This window comes from Bradyrhizobium sp. Arg237L (genome assembly GCF_029990105.1).
GTDB lineage: Bacteria > Pseudomonadota > Alphaproteobacteria > Rhizobiales > Xanthobacteraceae > Bradyrhizobium.
In genome coordinates, this window is record NZ_JAQMIL010000025.1 from 19,435 (window position 1) to 38,024 (window position 18,590).

Consider the following 18,590-nt stretch of genomic DNA (forward strand, 5'->3'; position numbering starts at 1 on the left):
CACCGCGTTCAATATTTGGCGGCGTGTGAGCGTGTACCGGGCAGTGGAGCATGGTTGCGCGATGCCAATCCTCGCCATAGTCCATTGTCGACCTTAGGCGTCCTGACGCGCGGTGACGCCGTATCGATTTCGACTGCGCTTGCGAATGCCCGCTTCAGGCGCGGATCCTCGATCCGCTCAAGATACTGACGCAAGGTGGCATCGGCGGCATCGTTCTGCTGCAGAATGGCGTTGCAGAGGTCGGCACTGATCTTGCGGAAGAAGCTGAAATTCGACTGCTCCTCATAGCGGCGGCCGCCGCGGTCGATCTCGGCGGCAACCGCCATCACGTTCAACCGATCGGCATTATCGAGCGTTACGGCAAAGCGCAGGAGCGCCAATTGCCAGGCGCGCAGCAGTCTGCTGTGCCATTCAACCGGATCCTGCGATTGCATTCGTAGCGCCTTCCCAGCCGCGCAAGTGCTTCGCGGTTCACGCCGCTCTTTCCATTTGCGCGAAACCCTGGCGGTGAGCGGCAAGCACGAGGCCGCGTTGGCACCTCACGCCTGCCTCGATCCGAAAGCCCATCTGCTCCAGCTTCCTTCGGATGTTGAGGCAGAATTCGCCTTCACGGGAGTCGATCAGGATCGCAATTGTGGCGTTGGCGCTGAGGAACTGCGAGATTTCCAGGAGCGCCGCCTCGATCGCCGCCAGGGTTTTTTCGCCTGTCAGCAGGCCGATGCTATGCTGCCTCCTGGGCAGTCGGCATGTTGCAGATGTCGCGACCTGAACGAAGCCGCGCCGGCGCAGCGAAAGATAGAGCTCCATGGCTCCACTTCCCGCGATGATCGTGCGGTGCAGGTTCGACAGGTGCGTCAGCGTGATCATCGTATCGACGACCTGGTCGCGGTCGGCAACTAAACAAGGCTGCATCATCTGACTCCTCCTGAATATGGGCCGCGAACCGGATCAGGCGACGCATCGCGTGGCTGTTGGTTGCGAGGGCGCGGGAGCGGAACTTCTGTTCATGTCGAGTTCGAATTCGCGCGACAGTTCGACGATGGTTTCTGGATGATGCCCGTTCTCGAACAGCGCGTACTTGACTGCCTGGGCGCGATTGACGAACAGCCCGCCGTAGAGGCCGTTCTGTTCCTGGGCGACCCACTGGCCGCGCCGGTTTCTTCCGATAAAGACGATGGTCGACGCGGAGCTACACGATGGAGGTTCGTCGAGTTCTATGTTCACGAGTTTCATTTTTGTGATTCCTTCACGAGACTTGGTAACGCGTTCAATATCTTTGCGAGTGGATATGAAATCGAGGAGGGCGGGTAACCGATCTCATAGGGGACGTATAAGGTCGCTAGGCCGGTCGCAGGATCACCGGCCGGTGGCCGAGACGAGCGCGCAAAGGGCGGCATAGGCTGCCATCTCGTCCCAATGGTTGAGGTCAGTGCCCATGAATTGCTCCCGCCGCATCAGGGCGATGACGGCACAGAGCACGACGGACATCCAGAGTAGCGCTATGAGGCTACGGCCAAAGCCGACGCTCCCGAACAGCGCGAAACCAGTCAGGATCAGCAACCGAAACACAAATCGAACCAGGACCTGGGCCGATTTCAGTTTTTGCGGCAGGTTTGGCAACGGCTGCACGGGATTGCTCAGGCGAAATTGTCGCTCAGCATCGGCTGGCAGAAGCCATCAGCATGACGCTCGACGCTCGGCACGCTGGGCCTGCTCGACGGCGCGGTGATCTGCTGTGCCTCGACGAACGCGCAGAGGATGGCGAGCGCCAGGTCGGCGTGATGCGTCTCGATCGATTGATCGAGCCAGTCGGGCAGTTCGCGTTCGCGCGACAGCGAGCAGTACCATTCGCCGTCGTCATAGGCGAGGCGACGGACCTGCCATTGCGGCAATTCGAGGTCGAGCAGCGCCAGCGCAGCATCGGTCCACGCGCCCAGTTTGATCAATCCCTCGACGCGCGCAGTCTTGGCGCGTTGCCCCTGTGAGGGAAAGCGCCGGCAACAGTCGCGGATGAGGTCGGACATCAGTTCGACTGTCACTCTACCGGCGTCCCGCAGCCGGTGGCTGAGGTCGGCGGTCAAGGGTTCTGAAAGCAGTGACATGGCGAGACCCATCGATCATGCGGCTTGACGAAATGCCGCAGGTCAAAGGTGGTCAAAACGCCATTTGAAAACGAGATGGGGCGGCGGCCGGAAATATAGGGATTTCATAAAGATAGGAAGGAAGCGCGATGGGGAACGTCACGCCTCGTCCTGGCGAACGCAGGACCCACAATCACCACTCTGTGTTTGGAAGCGCACTGTGGCAGTCCCACTTTGCGCAACATGGACAGGGTTCGTTATGGATCCCGGATCAGCCGGGACGACGGCGATCTTTATAAGATTCCTATAACATCCGCGCAGCCTACATCTCGAAAACCTATGCGGCGGGTGGCACCTCACCTCGGAACCAAAACGGGCCTTTGTCGGCCCGTTATGCATAGGAGCCTCCAATGCTTGATCTCGTCATGCTGGTGCTCATCGCGGCATTTTTCGCAGCCGGCATAGGCTACGCCTACGCCTGCGAACGGCTGTGAGGGGGCGCGCCATGATCTTCGACTATTCGCTCGCCGGCCTCGTCTCGCTCGGCCTTCTCTTCTACCTCACCTATGCGCTGCTGCGCCCTGAGCGGTTTTGATCAACGCCGTGTTCATGATCGGCCAGCTTCTCTTGGCAGATGCGGCGCTGACCATCCTGTTGGTCGGCGTGCTTGCCATGCTGCTGCGCTCAAAGCCCATTCGAAAGGTTTAATGCCATGACCGCCATCGGCTGGTTTCAAATTATCCTCTACTGCGCGATCGTCGTCGCGCTGGTCAAGCCGCTCGGCTGGTACATGACGCGCGTCTTCAACGGCGAGGCGACCTTCCTGTCGCCGGTGCTGCGTCCGGTCGAACGCGGGTTCTACTGGATCAGCGGCGTCGACGAACGGCGTGAACAACACTGGCTGACCTATACGGTCGCCATGCTGCTGTTTCATGTCGGCGGCTTCCTGATCATCTACGGCGTGATGCGGCTGCAGGCCATGTTGCCGTTCAATCCGGCGGACCAGGCCGCCGTCGCCCCGGATCTGTCGTTCAACACCGCGGTCTCCTTCCTCACCAACACCAACTGGCAGAACTACGGCGGCGAGAGCACGGTGTCGTACCTGGTCCAGATGCTTGGCCTGACGCACCAGAACTTCCTCTCGGCTGCGACCGGCATCGTGCTCGCGGTGGCGTTGATCCGCGGCTTCGCGCGCGCGTCGGTGCGCACGATCGGGAATTTCTGGGTCGATATCACGCGCTGCACGCTCTACATCCTGCTGCCGATCTGCATCGTCTATTCGCTGTTCCTGGTGTCGCAGGGCATGCCGCAGACGCTCGGGCCGTATGTCGATGCGACCACGCTAGAAGGTGCCAAGCAGACGATCGCGGTCGGCCCCGTGGCCTCGCAGGTTGCGATCAAGATGCTCGGCACCAATGGCGGCGGCTTCTTCAACGCCAATGCTGCGCATCCGTTCGAGAATCCGACCGCGCTGTCGAACTTCGTGCAGATGCTCTCGATCTTCGTGATAGGCGCTGCGCTGACCAACGTGTTCGGCCGCATGGTCGGCAACCAGCGCCAGGGCTGGGCGATCCTCGCGGTGATGGGCGTGCTGTTCATCGCCGGCGTTTCTATCTGCTACTGGTCCGAGGCCAACGGCACCACCGCGCTGCATGCGCTGGGGCTCTCCGGCGGCAACATGGAAGGCAAGGAAGTCCGCTTCGGTATCGTTGCGTCCTCGCTGTTCGCGGTCATCACCACCGCCGCTTCCTGCGGCGCGGTCAACGCCATGCATGACAGCTTCACCGCGCTCGGCGGCATGATCCCGCTGATCAACATGCAGCTCGGCGAAATCATCGTCGGCGGCGTCGGCGCCGGTCTCTATGGCATGCTGCTGTTCGTCGTGCTGGCGATCTTCGTCGCCGGCCTGATGGTCGGCCGTACGCCGGAATATGTCGGCAAGAAGATCGAGGCCCGCGAGGTCAAGATGGCGATGCTCGCGATCCTGGTGCTGCCGCTGATGTATCTCGGCTGGACCGCGGTTGCCGTGGTGCTGCCGTCAGCGGTGGCTTCGATGGCGAACGCCGGCCCGCACGGCTTCACCGAGGTGCTCTATGCCTTCACCTCGGCAACCGGCAATAACGGCTCGGCCTTCGCAGGCCTGACCGGCAACACCTTCTTCTACAACTTGACGCTCGCCAGCGCGATGTTCGTCGGCCGCTTCTTCATGATCGTGCCGGCGATGGCGATTGCGGGTTCGCTGGCGCAGAAGAAGTCGGTCCCGCCGTCAGCCGGCACGTTCCCGACCACCGGCGGCCTGTTCGTCGGGCTCGTCGTCGGCGTGATCCTGATCATCGGCGGCCTCACCTTCTTCCCGGCGCTGGCGCTCGGACCGATCGTCGAGCATCTCGCCATGAACGCCAACACCCTGTTCTGATCGAATTGATTGGAGTCACATCCATGGAAACCATGAAACTGCAAAAGCAGGTGAGCGCGTCGACCATGCTCGACCCGAAAATCCTCGTACCTGCGATCAAATCGTCTTTCGTCAAGCTCAATCCGCGGCTGATGGCGAAGAACCCCGTGATGTTCGTGGTCGAGATCGTGGCCGCGCTCACCACGGTGATCTTCCTGCGCGATCTTGTCACCGGCGCGGAGAGCCTCGGCTTCACCTTCCAGATCATCCTCTGGCTCTGGTTCACGGTGCTGTTCGCCAATTTCGCCGAAGCCGTCGCCGAGGGCCGCGGCAAGGCGCAGGCGGATTCGCTGAAGAAGACCCGCACCGAGAGCCAGGCCAAGCTGCTGGATGGTTCGGGGCAGAACTATCGCCTCGTCCCCGGCACCACGCTCAAGGTCGGCGACATCGTGCTGGTCGAGGCCGGCGACATCATCCCCTCCGACGGCGAGGTGATCGAAGGCGTGGCCTCGGTCAATGAAGCCGCGATCACCGGCGAGTCCGCGCCCGTCATCCGTGAATCCGGCGGCGACCGTTCGGCGGTGACCGGCGGCACGCAGGTGCTGTCCGACTGGATCCGCGTCCGCATCACGGCGGCGCAGGGCTCGACCTTCATCGACCGCATGATCCGCCTGGTCGAGGGCGCCGAGCGGCAGAAGACGCCGAACGAGATCGCGCTGAACATCCTCTTGGCCGGCCTCACCATCATCTTCGTGTTCGCGACCGTGACGATCCCGAGCTATGCGTCCTATGCCGGCGGCTCGATCTCGGTCGTGGTGCTGGTGGCGCTGTTCGTGACGCTGATCCCGACCACGATCGGCGCGCTGCTCTCGGCGATCGGCATCGCCGGCATGGACCGTCTGGTGCGCTTCAACGTGCTGGCGATGTCGGGCCGCGCGGTGGAAGCCGCCGGCGACGTCGACACGCTCCTGCTCGACAAGACCGGCACCATCACGCTCGGCAACCGCCAGGCGACCGCGTTCCGTCCGGTGCGTGGCGTCACCGAGCAGGAACTCGCCGATGCCGCGCAGCTCGCCTCGCTCGCCGACGAAACGCCGGAAGGCCGTTCCATCGTCGTGCTGGCCAAGGAAAAATACGGCATCCGCAGCCGCGAGATGCATGAGCTCGCCGCGACCTTCGTGCCGTTCACCGCACAGACCCGCATGAGCGGCATCGATGCCGGCTCGTCCGCGGTCCGCAAGGGCGCGGTGGATGCGATCCTCAACTATATCGGCGGCGGCACCGCGCAGTCGTTGTCAAGCGGCAATGCGGTCCGCGCCATCCAGGCCAACGTCAACACCGACGCGGCCCGCGAACTGCAGAGCATCGCCGACGAGATCGCCAAGGAGGGCGGCACGCCGCTCGCCGTGGCGAAGGACGGCCGGCTGCTCGGCGTCATCCACCTCAAGGATATCGTCAAGGGCGGCATCCGCGAGCGTTTCGCCGAACTGCGCCGCATGGGCATCCGCACCGTGATGATCACCGGCGACAATCCGATGACTGCGGCGGCGATCGCGGCCGAAGCCGGCGTCGACGACTTCCTGGCGCAGGCAACCCCCGAGGACAAGCTCAAGCTGATCCGCGACGAGCAGGCCAAGGGCAAGCTGGTGGCGATGTGCGGCGACGGCACCAACGACGCGCCCGCGCTCGCGCAGGCTGACGTCGGCGTCGCCATGAACACCGGCACGCAAGCAGCGCGCGAAGCCGGCAACATGGTCGATCTCGACTCCAACCCGACCAAGCTCATTGAGGTGGTCGAGATCGGCAAGCAGCTCCTGATGACCCGCGGTGCGCTGACGACGTTCTCGATCGCCAACGACGTCGCGAAATATTTCGCGATCATCCCGGCGATGTTCCTGGCGTTCTACCCGCAGCTCGGCGTGCTCAACATCATGGGTCTTTCGAGCCCGCAGAGCGCCATCCTGTCGGCGATCATCTTCAACGCGTTGATCATCATCGCATTGATCCCGCTGGCGCTGAAGGGCGTGGCCTATCGCGCGATCGGCGCCGGCGCGCTGCTCCGCCGCAACCTGATGGTCTACGGCTTAGGCGGCATCATCATTCCCTTCATCGGCATCAAGGCGATCGACCTCGTGGTCGCAGCCTTGCACCTGGCTTAACCATGCGTCGTCATTGCGAGCCACCGGGTCGGCGCGTAGCGCCGCCCGATGACAAGCTCCGCGAAGCAATCCATCTCTCCCCGTGCTGAACCATGGATTGCTTCGTCACTTCGCTCCTCGCAATGACGGAGAACACTTTGGAGACGTAACATGCTTAGAGAAATTCGTCCCGCCATCGTCCTTCTGCTGTTGCTGACGGCGGTCACGGGCCTCGCCTATCCATTGGCTATCACCGCCATCGCCGGCGTGATCTTTCCGTCCCAGGCTCAGGGCAGCCTGATCGAGAAGGACGGCAAGGTCATCGGCTCCGCCCTGATCGGGCAGGAGTTCAAGGAGGACAAATATTTCCACGGCCGGCCGTCAGCGACGCTGGCGCCTGATCCGAACGATTCCCCCAAGACCGTGCCTGCGCCCTATAACGCGGCGAATTCCGGCGGCTCCAACCTTGGCCCGACCAGCAAGGCGCTGAACGACCGGATCAAGGAGGATGTCGAGAAGCTGAAGGCGGAAAATCCGTCCCAGCCGGTGCCGATCGACCTCGTCACCACCTCGGGAAGCGGCCTCGATCCCGACATTTCGCCGGAGGCGGCGCTCTTCCAGGTCCCGCGGGTGGCAAAAGCGCGCAATTTGCCGGAGCAGCAGGTCCGCCAGCTCGTCGAAGCCAACACCAAGGGCCGCTTCATCGGCGTGTTGGGCGAGCCGCGGGTGAATGTCCTGGCGCTCAACCTCGCTTTGGATGGCGCTTCGAAATAAAGGCGGCTAGGCCGAATGGTGTGACGCGACTATATTTGGCCTATGGCAAATGAGCATCGCGACCTTGAGAAGCGACCCTCGCCGGACGCGCTATTGGAAGCCGCCCGGCGAGAGAACGATGCTTCCGGACGGCTGAAGATCTTCGTCGGCGCCGCCCCCGGCGTCGGCAAGACCTACGAGATGCTGCAGAGCGCGCATGCCAAGCTCAAGGGCGGCACCGACGTCGTGGTAGGTCTTGTCGAGACCCACGGCCGGGCCGAGACCGAGGCGCTGCTGCAGGGGCTCGAGGTGATGCCGCGCAAGCGGATCACCTACAAGGACCAAGTGCTCGAGGAGATGGACCTGGATGCGCTGATCGCGCGCCGGCCGCAGCTTGCCATCGTCGACGAACTCGCCCACACCAACGCGCCCGGCAGCCGGCATCCGAAGCGCTATCTCGACGTCGAGGAACTGCTCTCCCACGCCATCGACGTCTACACCGCCGTCAACATCCAGCACATCGAAAGCCTCAACGACGTGATAGCGCAGATCACGCATGTGCGGGTGCGCGAGACGGTGCCCGACTCGATCTTCGACCGCGCCGACGCGATCGAGCTGATCGATTTACCGCCCGACGACCTGATCCAGCGATTGAAGGAGGGCAAGGTCTATGTGCCCAAGCAGGCGGAGCGGGCGCTTCAGCATTATTTCTCGCCCGGCAACCTGACCGCGCTCCGCGAACTGGCGCTGCGGCGCACCGCCGAGCGGGTCGATGAGCAATTGCTCAACCACATGCAGGCCAATGCCATCGCCGGTCCCTGGGCCGCGGGCGAGCGCATATTGGTCTGCGTCAGCGAGGATCCGCGCGCGGCGGGCCTCGTGCGTTACGCCAAGCGGCTTGCCGATCGCCTGCACGCGCCCTGGACCGCGATCAGCATCGAAACCCGGCGCAGCCTGCAGCTCTCTGACGAGCAGCGCGACCGGCTCGCCGATACGATGCGGCTTGCCGAATCGCTCGGCGGCGAGGCGCTGACGATTCCCGCCGTGCATCGGCATATCGCGGATGATCTGATCAATTTTGCGCAGTCCACCAACGTCACGCATGTCGTGATCGGAAAATCGTCGCGTTCGCGCTGGTTCGAGATCCTGCGCGGCTCGGTGGTGCACGAGCTGGTACGGCGCTCCGGCAACATCAGCGTGCATGTCATCGCCGGCGAGGATCTGCCTGCCGGCCTAGAGAGAGGGCCGGCGGTGCAGACGGCGGCGCGGACCGAGCCGTTCAACCTCAGGCCTTACCTGCACTCGCTCCTGATCGTCGGCCTGGGGCTCGGCGCCGCCACGCTGGTTCATCCGCGCTTCGGCGTCGAGAACGTCGATCTGGTGTTCCTCACCGCGGTTGTCGTGGTGGCCGTGCGCTATGGCCTGTGGCCGTCATTGCTCGCGAGCGTCGTGGCTTCGCTGTGCTACAATTTCTTCTTCCTGCCGCCGGTCTACACCTTCACGATCACCGACCCGACCAATATCGCGGCGTTCTTCTTCTTCATGCTGATCGCGCTATTGGTCTCCAATGTCGCCGCGCGGGTGCGGGTGCAGGCCGATACCGCGATCAGCCGCGTGCGCATGACCGAGTGGCTTTACGCCTTCAGCCGCAAGCTCGCGGGCACCGCGACGCTGGACGACGTGCTGTGGGCGACCGCCTATCAGATCGCGCTGATGCTGAAGGTGCGCGTGGTGCTGCTGCTGCCGGAAGACGGGCTGCTTGTGGTGAAGGCCGGCTATCCGCCGGAAGACCAGCTCGACGACGCCGATCTCGCGGCCGCGAACTGGGCCTGGTCCAACGATCGGCCGGCCGGTCGCGGCTCGGACACGCTGCCCGGCGCCAAGCGCCTGTTCCTGCCGATGCGGACCGGCCGCGGACTGATCGGTGCCATCGGCATCGACAATGACAAGACCGGCCCGCTGCTGACGCCGGACCAGCGGCGGCTCCTGGATGCGCTGGTCGACCAGGGCGCGCTCGCGATCGAGCGCGTGCTGCTGGTCGAGGACATGGACAAGGTCAAGCGCACCGTCGAATCCGAACGCCTGCGCTCGGCGCTCCTGACCTCGATCTCGCACGACCTGAAGACCCCATTGGCTTCCGTGCTCGGCGCCGCCTCGACCATGCGCGATCTCGGCGGCAACCTCACGGATGCGCAGAAGCACGATCTGATCGCGACCGTGATCGACGAGTCCGAACGGCTGAACCGCTTCATCGCCAATCTGCTCGACATGACCAAGCTCGAATCGGGCGCCATCGTGCCGAACACGGCGCGGCATGATGTCGGCGAAATCGTCGGGAGCGCGCTGCGCCGCGCCGGCAAGATCCTGGTGCGGCACAAGGTTTCGCTCGATCTCGCCGCCGATCTGCCGATGCTGGAGCTCGACGCGGTGCTGTTCGAGCAGGTGCTGTTCAACCTGCTCGACAACGCGGCGAAATACGCCCCTGCCGACACCACGATCTCGATCCGCGGCTGGCAGGATCGGGATGCGATCGTGCTGCAGGTCATGGACGAGGGCAGCGGCATTCCGCCGGCCGAGCTCGAAAGCATCTTCGACAAGTTCTACCGCGTGCAAAAGGGCGATCATGTCCGCCCCGGCACTGGCCTCGGTCTTGCGATCTCCCGCGGATTCGTCGAAGCCATGCATGGCACGATCTCGGCCGCCAACCGCACCGACCGGAGCGGCGCCGTGTTGACAATCCGGCTGCCGATCCCGGCGGCTACCGCTGTGCTGGATACCGCCGCATGAATGCAACACCGATCAAGGTCCTGGTCATCGATGACGAGCCGCCGATCCGAAAATTGCTGCGCATGGGGCTGAACACGCAGGGCTACGAGATTCTCGAAGCCTCCAATGGCAAAGCCGGGCTGGAGATGCTCGCCCAGGGGCCGGCGCTGATCATCCTCGATCTCGGACTGCCGGATATCCAGGGCCATGACCTCCTGCGCATGATCCGCGCGCGCAACGAAAGCGTGCCGATCGTGGTGCTGTCGAGCCGCGGCGACGAGGCGGGCAAGGTGCAAGCGCTCGACCTCGGCGCCGACGATTATCTGACCAAGCCGTTCGGAATGGATGAGCTCTTGGCACGCCTGCGCGCGGCGCTGCGCCATCAATTGCAGGTGCAGGGCGAGCGGCCGGTGTTTCGCACCGGCGATCTCTCGGTCGACCTCGTGCGCCGTATCGTCAAGGTCGGCGATCGCGAAGTGAAGCTGTCGCCAAAGGAATATGACCTGCTTCGTGTGCTGGTGCAGCACGCCGGCAAGGTGCTGACGCATCGTTTCCTGTTGAAGGAATTGTGGGACGAACTCACCGACGCGCAATATCTTCGCGTCTATGTCCGTCAGCTTCGCCAGAAGATCGAAGCCGACCCCGAGCGTCCGCAATTCGTGCTGACGGAAACTGGTATCGGTTATCGCTTGCGCGCACCGGACTGAACCCGGTTGCATGTGCGGAACTTTCTCTGGGTGAGGAAATTAATCTCCCTCAACCGGGAGACACGCCAATGGCACGAAAATATTCCAGGAAAGCATCCGGCGATGTCAGGCGCGCGATGAAGAAGCGCAAGGCTGGCACGTTGAAGAGCGGCCGGTCGGGCCGCAAGGTCAAGAGCCGCAAACAGGCGATCGCGATCGGGCTTTCGGAAGCACGCGCCAAAGGCAGGAAAGTCCCGAAGAAGGCGTCAAAGAAGAAAACTTCCAAGAAGAAAACGACGAAGAAGCGGAAGGCCGCAAAGAAGCGGAAGGCGAAGCGATAGTTTTACGCTCCGCCGTCATTGCGAGCGAAGCGAAGCAATCCATTGCCGCCGCGAGTCGGGGGGGAGTGGATTGCTTCGCTTCGCTCGCAATGACGGTGGTGACGATTATTTCGCCTTCACGGCGATTGCCGTTACCCCGCCTTGCGTGCGCGTGCCGTCGAGCGATGGGCTTTCCGCGGCGCGCGGCGGTGCGATGCCTGGCGGCGGGAGGTGGAATGGCCGCGTTTCTTGGCCGCCGAGCGGCCCTTCAGACTCTGCTTCAGCGCATCCATCAGGTTGACGACGTTGCTCGGCCGCTCCTCGGGCTCCGCAGCCTCGATCGGCTTGCCGGCCGCCTTGCGCCGCACCAGCGCCTTCAGCGCGTCCTCATAATCATCCTTGAATTTCGACGGGTCGAAATGGGCCGCCTTGCTGTCGAGGATGTGGCCCGCCAGCTCGACCATGTCCTTGGTGATCTTCGGCGTCTTGATGTCTCCGAAATAATCGGCCTCGTCGCGCAGCTCGTAAGGGTAGCGCAAGGTGGTGCCGAGCAGGCCCTTGCCGAGCGGCTCGATCGCCATGACGTGCTCGCGGTTGGTCAGCACGATGCGCGCCAGCGCCACGCGGTCCTGGTCCTTCATCGCGTCGCGGATCACAGCGAAAGCGTCAACACCGGCCTTGCCGTCGGGTGCGATGTAATAGGGATGGTTGAGATAGCGCTTGTCGATCTCGTCCCTGGGCACGAAGCTTTCGATCTCAATGCTGTGGTTGCTCTCGATCTGGACGGACTCGAGCTCCTCCGGCTCGATCTCGACATATTTCCCTTTGCGGAGCTCATAGCCGCGCGCCTTCTGGTCGGCTTCGACGACGTCGCCGGTCTCGGCGTCCACCATCTGCTGCTTCAACCGGTTGCCGGTCTCCTTGTTGATCATGTGGAAACGGGTTTTGGCCACCGAGGTCGAGGCCGGATACAGCGCCACCGGGCACGTTACCAGCGAGAGCTTCAAGGTGCCTTTCCAATAGGCGCGAGGGGCCATTACATTCTCCGGATATCTGGAGTATGGGAACTTCAACCGATGCGAAGGGTTTTGGTTCCGGGTATATACCGCCGCAAGGCGGCGGCCATTTGCGTGAGGTGCACCCGTGCTGCAGAGAAACCTGTCCACCTATCGCAAGAAGCGCGACTTCTCCAAGACCGAGGAGCCCTCCGGCGAGGTCAAGGTCGCGCCGTCCAAACACCCGCGCTTCGTGATCCAGAAGCATGACGCCACGCGGCTGCATTACGACCTCCGGCTCGAAATGGATGGGGTCTTCAAGTCATGGGCGGTGACCAAGGGGCCCTCGCTCGATCCGCACGACAAGCGGCTCGCGGTGGAAGTCGAGGACCATCCGCTCGATTACGGCGATTTCGAAGGTACCATTCCGGAAGGCCAGTATGGCGGCGGCACGGTGATGTTGTGGGACCGCGGCTACTGGGAATCGGATGATCCCGAAGCCGGGTTCAAGAAGGGCGACCTGAAGTTCACCCTGGACGGCGACAAGCTGCATGGAAGCTGGGTGCTAGTGCGGATGCGCGGCGATCGCTTTGGCGGCAAGCGCACCAACTGGCTCCTGATCAAGCACCGCGACGAATACGCCAGCGAGGACGGGGAAAGCATCCTCGATGAGGACCGTTCTGTCGCTTCAGGCCGCACCATGGAGCAGATCGCTGCTGGCAAGGGCAGGGCGCCGAAGCCGTTCATGCTGGCGAAGAACGGCCGTGCCAGGGCGAAGGCCGATGCGGTCTGGCAATCCAACCGGGAGGAGACCAGCGCGGCGCGTCCGAGGACGAAAGCGCCGGCGCCCAAAACGCTGGTATCCAAATCGCGCGCCTCCGCCAAAGCCGAGATAAAGAAAATCGAGGCGAAGAAGGTCGAGGCGATGCCCGACTTCGTCGCGCCGGAGCTCTGCACCGCGGTCGATCGTCCGCCCGGCGGTGCGGGCTGGTGCCACGAAATCAAGTTCGATGGCTACCGCGTGCAATTGCGCGTCGAGGACGGCGAGGCCACGCTCAAGACCCGCAAGGGTCTCGACTGGACCGACAAGTTTAGCGCCATTGCCAATGAGGGCGGCAAGCTGCCGGATATTATGATCGACGGCGAGATCGTCGCGCTGGACAAGGACGGCACACCGGATTTCTCGACGCTGCAGGCGGCGATCTCGGACGGCAAGACCGACGATCTGATCTTCTATGCCTTCGACCTGCTTTTCGCCGAGAATGAGGATCTGCGTGCGCTGCCGCTCGCCGAGCGTAAGGCGCGGCTGAAGCGGCTTCTGGAAACACGAAAAGGCAAGGGCAAGCTGATCCACTATGTCGAGCATTTCGAGAGCAGCGGAGATGCGGTGCTGCAGTCGGCCTGCAAATTGGCGCTGGAGGGCATCGTCTCCAAGAAGCTGGATGCGCCCTATCGCTCCGGCCGGTCCGAACTGTGGACCAAGGCGAAATGCCGCGCCGGGCACGAAGTCGTGCTGGGCGGCTGGAAGACCACCAGCGGAAAATTCCGCTCGCTGATGGCCGGCGTCTATCGCGGCGATCATCTCGCCTTTGTCGGGATTGTCGGCACCGGCTTTGGCCAGGACAAGGTCCGCCGGTTGTTGCCGGTGCTGAAGGCGCATGAATCCGATGAGAGCCCGTTCGGCGGCGAGAATGCGCCGCGCAAGACGCGCGATATCCATTGGCTGAAGCCCGACCTCGTCGCCGAGATCGAATTCGCCGGGTGGACCGAGGGCGGCAATATCCGGCAGGCCGCGTTCAAGGGCCTGCGGCAGGACAAGCCGGCCAAGGAGGTGGAGGCCGAAGAGCCGGCCAAGACCGAGATCGCCGAACCGAAGCCGGGCAGGGCTGCGGCGAAAGCTGCGAAATCGACTGCGGATAAATCCTCTGTCGTCATGGGCGTCGTGATCTCGAAGCCCGACAAGGAGCTGTGGCCCGACGCCTTCGACGGCGAGGCCGTCACCAAGCTTGATCTCGCGCGCTATTTCGAGGCGGTCGGTGAATGGATGATCGTCCATCTCAAGGGCCGACCGTGCTCGATCGTGCGCGCGCCCGACGGCATCAACGGCGAAAAGTTCTTCCAGCGCCATGCGATGCAGGGCATGTCGAACCTGCTGGAGCTCGCAAAGATCTCCGGCGACCGCAAGCCCTATGTGCAGATCGATCGCGTCGAGGGATTGGCGGCGGTTGCGCAGATCGGCGGCCTCGAACTGCATCCCTGGAATTGTGCGCCCGATATCTACGACACGCCGGGACGACTGGTGTTCGACCTCGATCCCGCGCCGAACGTCGAATTCTCAGATGTCATCGAGGCCGCCAAGGACATGCGGCAACGGCTCTCAGCCGTCGGGCTCGAGAGCTTCTGCAAGACCACGGGCGGCAAGGGCCTGCATGTCGTGGCGCCGTTGCTGTATGGCGCGAAGGATCGCGTGACCTGGAAAGAGGCAAAAGCGTTCGCGCAGGCAATCTGCCAGTGGATGGCCAATGACGATCCCGAGCAATATCTGCTCAACATGTCGAAGAAACTGCGCAAAGGAAAGATCTTCCTCGACTATCTGCGCAACGACCGGATGTCGACCGCGGTGGCCCCGCTATCGCCACGCGCACGCGAAGGCGCCACGGTTTCGATGCCGCTGACCTGGGCGCAAGTGCGCGGCGATCTCGATCCGAAGAAATACACGGTGCGCACGGTGCCGTCGCTGCTCACCAGGAGCAAGGCCTGGGATGGCTATGACGATGCCGCCACGTCGATCAAGGCGGCGATGAAGAAGCTGGCGGCGAAGAGGTAGGGTGGGCAAAGCGAAGCGTGCCCACCATTGCTTGCGGAGTGCGGATGGTGGGCACGCTTCGCTTTGCCCACCCTACGATTCTACGAGTCGTCATTGCGAGGAGCGAAGCGACGAAGCAATCCATCGCTCCACGTGCGGGGAGATGGATTGCTTCGCTTACGCTCGCAATGACGGGAAACGAATCGGCGGATTCGTGTGTGCCTCAGATCCTCCCGAGCAATAGCAGGATCAACAGGATGACGATCACGAGTCCAAGCCCGCCGCCGCCGTAGTAGCCGGTGCCGTAGAACGGTCCGCCGCCGACGCCGCTGAAGCCGCCCAGCAAGAGGATGATCAGAATGATGAGTATGATCGTTCCAAGTGACATATAAGTCTCTCCTCAGCCCGGAGGGCTTGGTTGCTGCGTTCTGCCCTTCTTGAGGAAAACGAACCTAAATCATGAAGGTTCCGGCTCTTGCGCTGCACGTATCGCCCTTCTGTTCGGCCGACGCGGCAACTACATGCAGTTGATCATAGGAGGATTTTTGCAATGTCTGCTCCATTGGTCGTTTCGATTCCACATAGCCTTGGCCGCGAGGAAGCGATGCGTCGCTTGAAGACGGGACTCTCGCGCGCCGCGAACAGCGTGCCGGTGCTCAAGGTCGACGAGGAGCGCTGGGAGGACAATCGCATGATCTTTCGCGTGCGTGCGCTCGGACAGGCCGCGACCGGCCACGTCGATGTCAACGAAGACAATGTCAATGTGGAAGTGACATTGCCCTGGCTGCTGCAACGCTTTGCCGAAGTCGCGCAAACCGCGATCCGCAATCGCGGCCGTCTATTGCTGACGAAGCGCAATTGATGCGTTCAGTCTAAGCGCGGACGCGCTTTCGTGCCGGCCTTGATGCGGCGACGACCTTTGCCTTGAGGGATGCAACAGGCAAATGCCGGAAGAGCGTGGAGAGCCGAAGCTCGTTCTCGCCGGCATCGGTGACGTAGCCCTTGATACTGACCGCGCCGTCAAAAGCGTTCGCGCTTGGCCAGACACGGCCGACTTCGGTGAAAGGCGCAAAGGACTTTGCAGCGACGACGATGACTGCGTCGCGTTCCCATTGTCGCGCAAAGGCGATGACGTGATCGCGGTGTGGTCCGCTCGTCTCCAGCGGCAGATAGTTGCCTTGCGTGAACACGTCCGGTAGTTCGCTGCGAAGCCGCAGCAGGTGCCGGGTCCAGGCGAGCTTCAGCCGACCATCGGGCCATTCCTGCACAAGCCGACCCCAATCCGGCGTGTCGAGCGCGGCAAGCGCGGATGCGCGTGCGGCGAAGTCGACCGGACGGCGATTGTCGGGATCGACGAGGGAGAAATCCCAGAACTCGGTGCCCTCATAGAAGTCGGGCACGCCGGGAAGCGTCGCCTTCAGCGTGAGCTGGCTCAGCGAATTCAGCGCACCCAACAGCGATAGCCGCCGCGCCAATGTTTCCAGCGCGTTCAGGAATTCGGCCGAACGCGAACGGTCGAGAATGCGCTCGAGGAACGTCTTGACCCCGGCCTCATAGGCCTGGTTCGGATTGAGCCAGCTCGTCTCCTGCTTGCCTTCGCGAGAGGCTTTCAGCGCATAGGCCTGCATGCGCGCGAGGAAGTCGGGATCATCAGGCCGCCATGCGCCAAGCAGCGCCTGGTAGAGCATGTACTCAGAGGTCGCCGACGGTGCGCGAAATTCGCCGTCGACCAAAAGATGCGGCGCGTTGAGGACTTTCCAGCGCGATACGGCGCTCGTCCACTCGCCGGGAATTTCCGCCAACGCCATGATGCGGGTACGGGCGTCCTCGCCGCGCTTGGTGTCGTGGGTCGCGGTCGCGGTCATGCCGTGCGGCGATTCATTGGCGCGCTTGCGCATCATCTGGTGAAATGCGTCGATCGACAACGCTTTTGCCGCAGGATCGCCGCCGACCTCGTTCAGCGCGAGCAGGCGGTGATAGCGGTAGAAGGTGGTGTCCTCCAATGACTTTGCCATCATCGGCCCGGTGAACTGCTGCACCTTCTGCGCAAAGCGCCGGACGCGCGGCGCGCTGTGGGCGGCGCGGCCGGGCTTGATCAGGTCCATGGTCAGCGCGTCCTGGAGGAAATCGAAAATGCCTTCGTCGGCGGCGAACCAGTCGGCGCGCGCCCGCTCGATCGTGTGGGCGATCAATGCGCGATCATGCGGCGTCGGGCCGGAGGCAGTGAGATAAGTGCGATAGACCGGGAAGTGCAGCACATAAAGCTCGAGCGCCTGCCGCAGGCTGTCGGCAGAAAAATCGCGGGTCGAGTAGTGGCCGTTCGCGATCCGCGCGAGCAGCCGCCACAGCACGGTAAACTCGCTGGTGAGCAGCGTCTCGAGCACGCGGCGCTTTCCCTCTTTCAGCACTGGCGCGAGCCTTGGCGAGCGGTTGCTGATTTGCCGCCAGATCTCGTCGAGCGGCTCCAGGCCCTTGCCTTCGACCAAGGCTTGCGTGATCGCGTTCATCCATTCATAGCCGGTGGTGCCGTGAACGCCGGCAAGCGCGGGCAGCCTCTCGTGCTCGCCGAGGATCTTTTCGATCACCAGATAGAACGGCCGGCCGCCACCTTGCGCATGACGGATCAGGCGGCGCAGCCGCTGGCAATATTGCGCGGGATCGCACAGGCCGTCGATATGGTCGAGCCGCAATCCCTGCAGCTTGCCTTCGGCGATCAACCGCTGCACGAGCACGTGGATCGCCTCGAACGTGCCGGCGTCCTCGACGCGGATGCCGGCGAGGTTGTTGACGTCGAAAAAACGGCGGTAGTTGATGTCGCTGGAGGCGAGCCGCCAATGGCCCAGTTTGTAGTGCTGGCGTTCGAGCAGATGATGCAGCGCGAGCGTTTGCGCCGGGCGGCCTTCGCCGGCGCGATAGGCCGATAGCCCGCGCGTGATAATCTCGGCGGCATCAGCGATCGACTTCAGTTCCGCCTTGAAGGTCGGTGTTTCCTTTCGATTGGGATGCCGAAATCCTGTATAGCGCGACGCGAGCGTGAGGATGCCCTTGCCGGCATCGCTCTCGGCCGCATCAGCTTCGCGCACGATCGTTCGCAGCACTTCGCCGTAGCGCTCCGGTGCGATCGGCAGGCGGTGCTCGAAATACCAGGCGGAGAAGCTGCCTTCTTCGGCATCGTAGCGCAGCTCGATCTCGCCGCGCTCCAGCGCCTGCCCATAGGACGAGCCGAGGATCGGCAGCAGCACGCCGCCGCGGGCGCGGTAAGGCAATTGCTCCCAGTCGATGTCGAAGGAGGCCGCGTGCGGCGAGGTGGGTCCCCACTCGAGCACGTCGAGCCACCAGGGATTGTCGTCGAAATGCACGCCCACATGATTGGGTACGAAGTCCAGGATCAAACCGATATCGTGCTGCTTCAGCGCCGCATTCAAGCGCTCGAACCCGGCTTCGCCGCCGAGTTCCGGATTGAACTTGGTGTGATCGACGATGTCGTAGCCGTGGGTCGAGCCCTTGCGCGCCTTCATGAAGGGCGAGGCATAGAGATGCGTGATGCCGAGCGCCTTGAGATAGGAGACGACTTCGGCGGCGGCATCGAAGTCGAAATCGGCGGTGAGCTGCAACCGATAGGTCGCGATCGGAATCGCGGGGGGCATTTC

The 18,590-nt window shown here is 63.1% G+C and carries 17 protein-coding genes; 9 read left to right on the forward strand and 8 right to left on the reverse strand.

Translation table 11 applies throughout. The features are described from left to right. Window positions 1-8: 8 nt before the first annotated feature. The 5 genes from OZ411_RS17210 to OZ411_RS17230 form a co-directional block, all read right to left on the reverse strand. Window positions 9-434, reverse strand: coding sequence for a hypothetical protein (locus tag OZ411_RS17210; RefSeq protein WP_282528908.1), 426 nt, complete (start codon window positions 432-434; stop codon window positions 9-11). A gap of 37 nt (window positions 435-471) precedes the next feature. After that, window positions 472-867, reverse strand: a complete 396-nt coding sequence (locus OZ411_RS17215) for a hypothetical protein (RefSeq protein WP_245476034.1) — start codon at window positions 865-867, stop codon at window positions 472-474. Window positions 868-948: 81 nt separating this feature from the next. Then, entirely contained in the window at window positions 949-1,218 is a 270-nt protein-coding gene (locus tag OZ411_RS17220) for a hypothetical protein (RefSeq protein ID WP_282528957.1), read from the reverse strand. Between the two features lie 138 nt (window positions 1,219-1,356). Further along, the gene (locus OZ411_RS17225; RefSeq protein WP_282528909.1) at window positions 1,357-1,629 is read right to left on the reverse strand and encodes a hypothetical protein; all 273 of its coding nucleotides are present in this window, start codon (window positions 1,627-1,629) and stop codon (window positions 1,357-1,359) included. 8 nt (window positions 1,630-1,637) lie between these two features. Beyond that, entirely contained in the window at window positions 1,638-2,102 is a 465-nt protein-coding gene (locus tag OZ411_RS17230) for a hypothetical protein (protein WP_282528910.1), read from the reverse strand. Window positions 2,103-2,586: 484 nt separating this feature from the next. On the opposite strand from OZ411_RS17230, the gene OZ411_RS17235 reads away from it, so the two are divergent. The 7 genes from OZ411_RS17235 to OZ411_RS17265 all read left to right on the forward strand — a co-directional run bounded on the left by OZ411_RS17235 (window position 2,587) and on the right by OZ411_RS17265 (window position 11,160). Continuing rightward, window positions 2,587-2,676 (forward strand): K(+)-transporting ATPase subunit F, encoded by a 90-nt coding sequence (locus OZ411_RS17235; protein ID WP_016846764.1) that lies wholly within the window; start codon window positions 2,587-2,589, stop codon window positions 2,674-2,676. Window positions 2,677-2,793: 117 nt separating this feature from the next. Further along, on the forward strand, window positions 2,794-4,497 hold the full coding sequence (kdpA, locus tag OZ411_RS17240; protein WP_282528911.1) for a potassium-transporting ATPase subunit KdpA: 1,704 nt from the start codon (window positions 2,794-2,796) through the stop codon (window positions 4,495-4,497). Window positions 4,498-4,520: 23 nt separating this feature from the next. Then, window positions 4,521-6,635 (forward strand): potassium-transporting ATPase subunit KdpB, encoded by a 2,115-nt coding sequence (gene kdpB, locus OZ411_RS17245; protein WP_282528912.1) that lies wholly within the window; start codon window positions 4,521-4,523, stop codon window positions 6,633-6,635. A 150-nt stretch (window positions 6,636-6,785) separates the two neighbouring features. After that, window positions 6,786-7,388: a K(+)-transporting ATPase subunit C gene (locus OZ411_RS17250; RefSeq protein ID WP_282528913.1), complete on the forward strand. Its 603-nt coding sequence runs from the start codon at window positions 6,786-6,788 to the stop codon at window positions 7,386-7,388. 42 nt (window positions 7,389-7,430) lie between these two features. Then, window positions 7,431-10,154, forward strand: coding sequence for a sensor histidine kinase KdpD (locus tag OZ411_RS17255; RefSeq protein WP_282528914.1), 2,724 nt, complete (start codon window positions 7,431-7,433; stop codon window positions 10,152-10,154). Then, complete coding sequence (locus tag OZ411_RS17260; RefSeq protein WP_282528915.1) at window positions 10,151-10,840, forward strand: response regulator transcription factor; 690 nt, start codon at window positions 10,151-10,153, stop codon at window positions 10,838-10,840. The genes OZ411_RS17255 and OZ411_RS17260 overlap by 4 nt, the downstream gene beginning before the upstream one ends. Before the next feature lie 68 nt (window positions 10,841-10,908). Beyond that, window positions 10,909-11,160, forward strand: a complete 252-nt coding sequence (locus tag OZ411_RS17265) for a DUF6496 domain-containing protein (RefSeq protein ID WP_130578783.1) — start codon at window positions 10,909-10,911, stop codon at window positions 11,158-11,160. 131 nt (window positions 11,161-11,291) lie between these two features. Here the strand turns inward: OZ411_RS17265 and OZ411_RS17270 are convergent, their stop codons facing one another. Then, entirely contained in the window at window positions 11,292-12,176 is an 885-nt protein-coding gene (locus tag OZ411_RS17270; RefSeq protein WP_282528916.1) for a Ku protein, read from the reverse strand. Window positions 12,177-12,285: 109 nt separating this feature from the next. Here OZ411_RS17270 and ligD point away from each other — a divergent pair, with 109 nt between their 5' ends. Then, the gene (ligD, locus tag OZ411_RS17275; RefSeq protein ID WP_282528958.1) at window positions 12,286-14,961 is read left to right on the forward strand and encodes a DNA ligase D; all 2,676 of its coding nucleotides are present in this window, start codon (window positions 12,286-12,288) and stop codon (window positions 14,959-14,961) included. A 202-nt stretch (window positions 14,962-15,163) separates the two neighbouring features. On the opposite strand, the gene OZ411_RS17280 is transcribed toward ligD, so the two are convergent. Then, window positions 15,164-15,328 (reverse strand): DUF3309 family protein, encoded by a 165-nt coding sequence (locus tag OZ411_RS17280; protein WP_084799604.1) that lies wholly within the window; start codon window positions 15,326-15,328, stop codon window positions 15,164-15,166. Between the two features lie 162 nt (window positions 15,329-15,490). Here OZ411_RS17280 and OZ411_RS17285 point away from each other — a divergent pair, with 162 nt between their 5' ends. Continuing rightward, entirely contained in the window at window positions 15,491-15,802 is a 312-nt protein-coding gene (locus OZ411_RS17285; RefSeq protein ID WP_130224529.1) for a polyhydroxyalkanoic acid system family protein, read from the forward strand. A 10-nt stretch (window positions 15,803-15,812) separates the two neighbouring features. Here OZ411_RS17285 and treY read toward each other — a convergent pair whose 3' ends face one another. Further along, the gene (treY, locus tag OZ411_RS17290; protein WP_282528917.1) at window positions 15,813-18,587 is read right to left on the reverse strand and encodes a malto-oligosyltrehalose synthase; all 2,775 of its coding nucleotides are present in this window, start codon (window positions 18,585-18,587) and stop codon (window positions 15,813-15,815) included. Window positions 18,588-18,590: the final 3 nt, after the last annotated feature.

Bases quoted from the DNA above. Each gene is read 5' to 3' on its own strand.
- OZ411_RS17285 (WP_130224529.1), top strand. From the start codon at position 15,491: ATGTCTGCTCCATTGGTCGTTTCGATTCCACATAGCCTTGGCCGCGAG.
- treY (WP_282528917.1), bottom strand. From the start codon at position 18,587: ATGCCCCCCGCGATTCCGATCGCGACCTATCGGTTGCAGCTCACCGCC.
- kdpB (WP_282528912.1), top strand. From the start codon at position 4,521: ATGGAAACCATGAAACTGCAAAAGCAGGTGAGCGCGTCGACCATGCTC.
- OZ411_RS17210 (WP_282528908.1), bottom strand. From the start codon at position 434: ATGCAATCGCAGGATCCGGTTGAATGGCACAGCAGACTGCTGCGCGCC.
- OZ411_RS17260 (WP_282528915.1), top strand. From the start codon at position 10,151: ATGAATGCAACACCGATCAAGGTCCTGGTCATCGATGACGAGCCGCCG.
- kdpA (WP_282528911.1), top strand. From the start codon at position 2,794: ATGACCGCCATCGGCTGGTTTCAAATTATCCTCTACTGCGCGATCGTC.
- OZ411_RS17235 (WP_016846764.1), top strand. From the start codon at position 2,587: ATGATCTTCGACTATTCGCTCGCCGGCCTCGTCTCGCTCGGCCTTCTC.
- OZ411_RS17230 (WP_282528910.1), bottom strand. From the start codon at position 2,102: ATGTCACTGCTTTCAGAACCCTTGACCGCCGACCTCAGCCACCGGCTG.
- OZ411_RS17265 (WP_130578783.1), top strand. From the start codon at position 10,909: ATGGCACGAAAATATTCCAGGAAAGCATCCGGCGATGTCAGGCGCGCG.
- OZ411_RS17270 (WP_282528916.1), bottom strand. From the start codon at position 12,176: ATGGCCCCTCGCGCCTATTGGAAAGGCACCTTGAAGCTCTCGCTGGTA.
- OZ411_RS17250 (WP_282528913.1), top strand. From the start codon at position 6,786: ATGCTTAGAGAAATTCGTCCCGCCATCGTCCTTCTGCTGTTGCTGACG.
- OZ411_RS17215 (WP_245476034.1), bottom strand. From the start codon at position 867: ATGATCACGCTGACGCACCTGTCGAACCTGCACCGCACGATCATCGCG.
- OZ411_RS17255 (WP_282528914.1), top strand. From the start codon at position 7,431: ATGGCAAATGAGCATCGCGACCTTGAGAAGCGACCCTCGCCGGACGCG.
- OZ411_RS17280 (WP_084799604.1), bottom strand. From the start codon at position 15,328: ATGTCACTTGGAACGATCATACTCATCATTCTGATCATCCTCTTGCTG.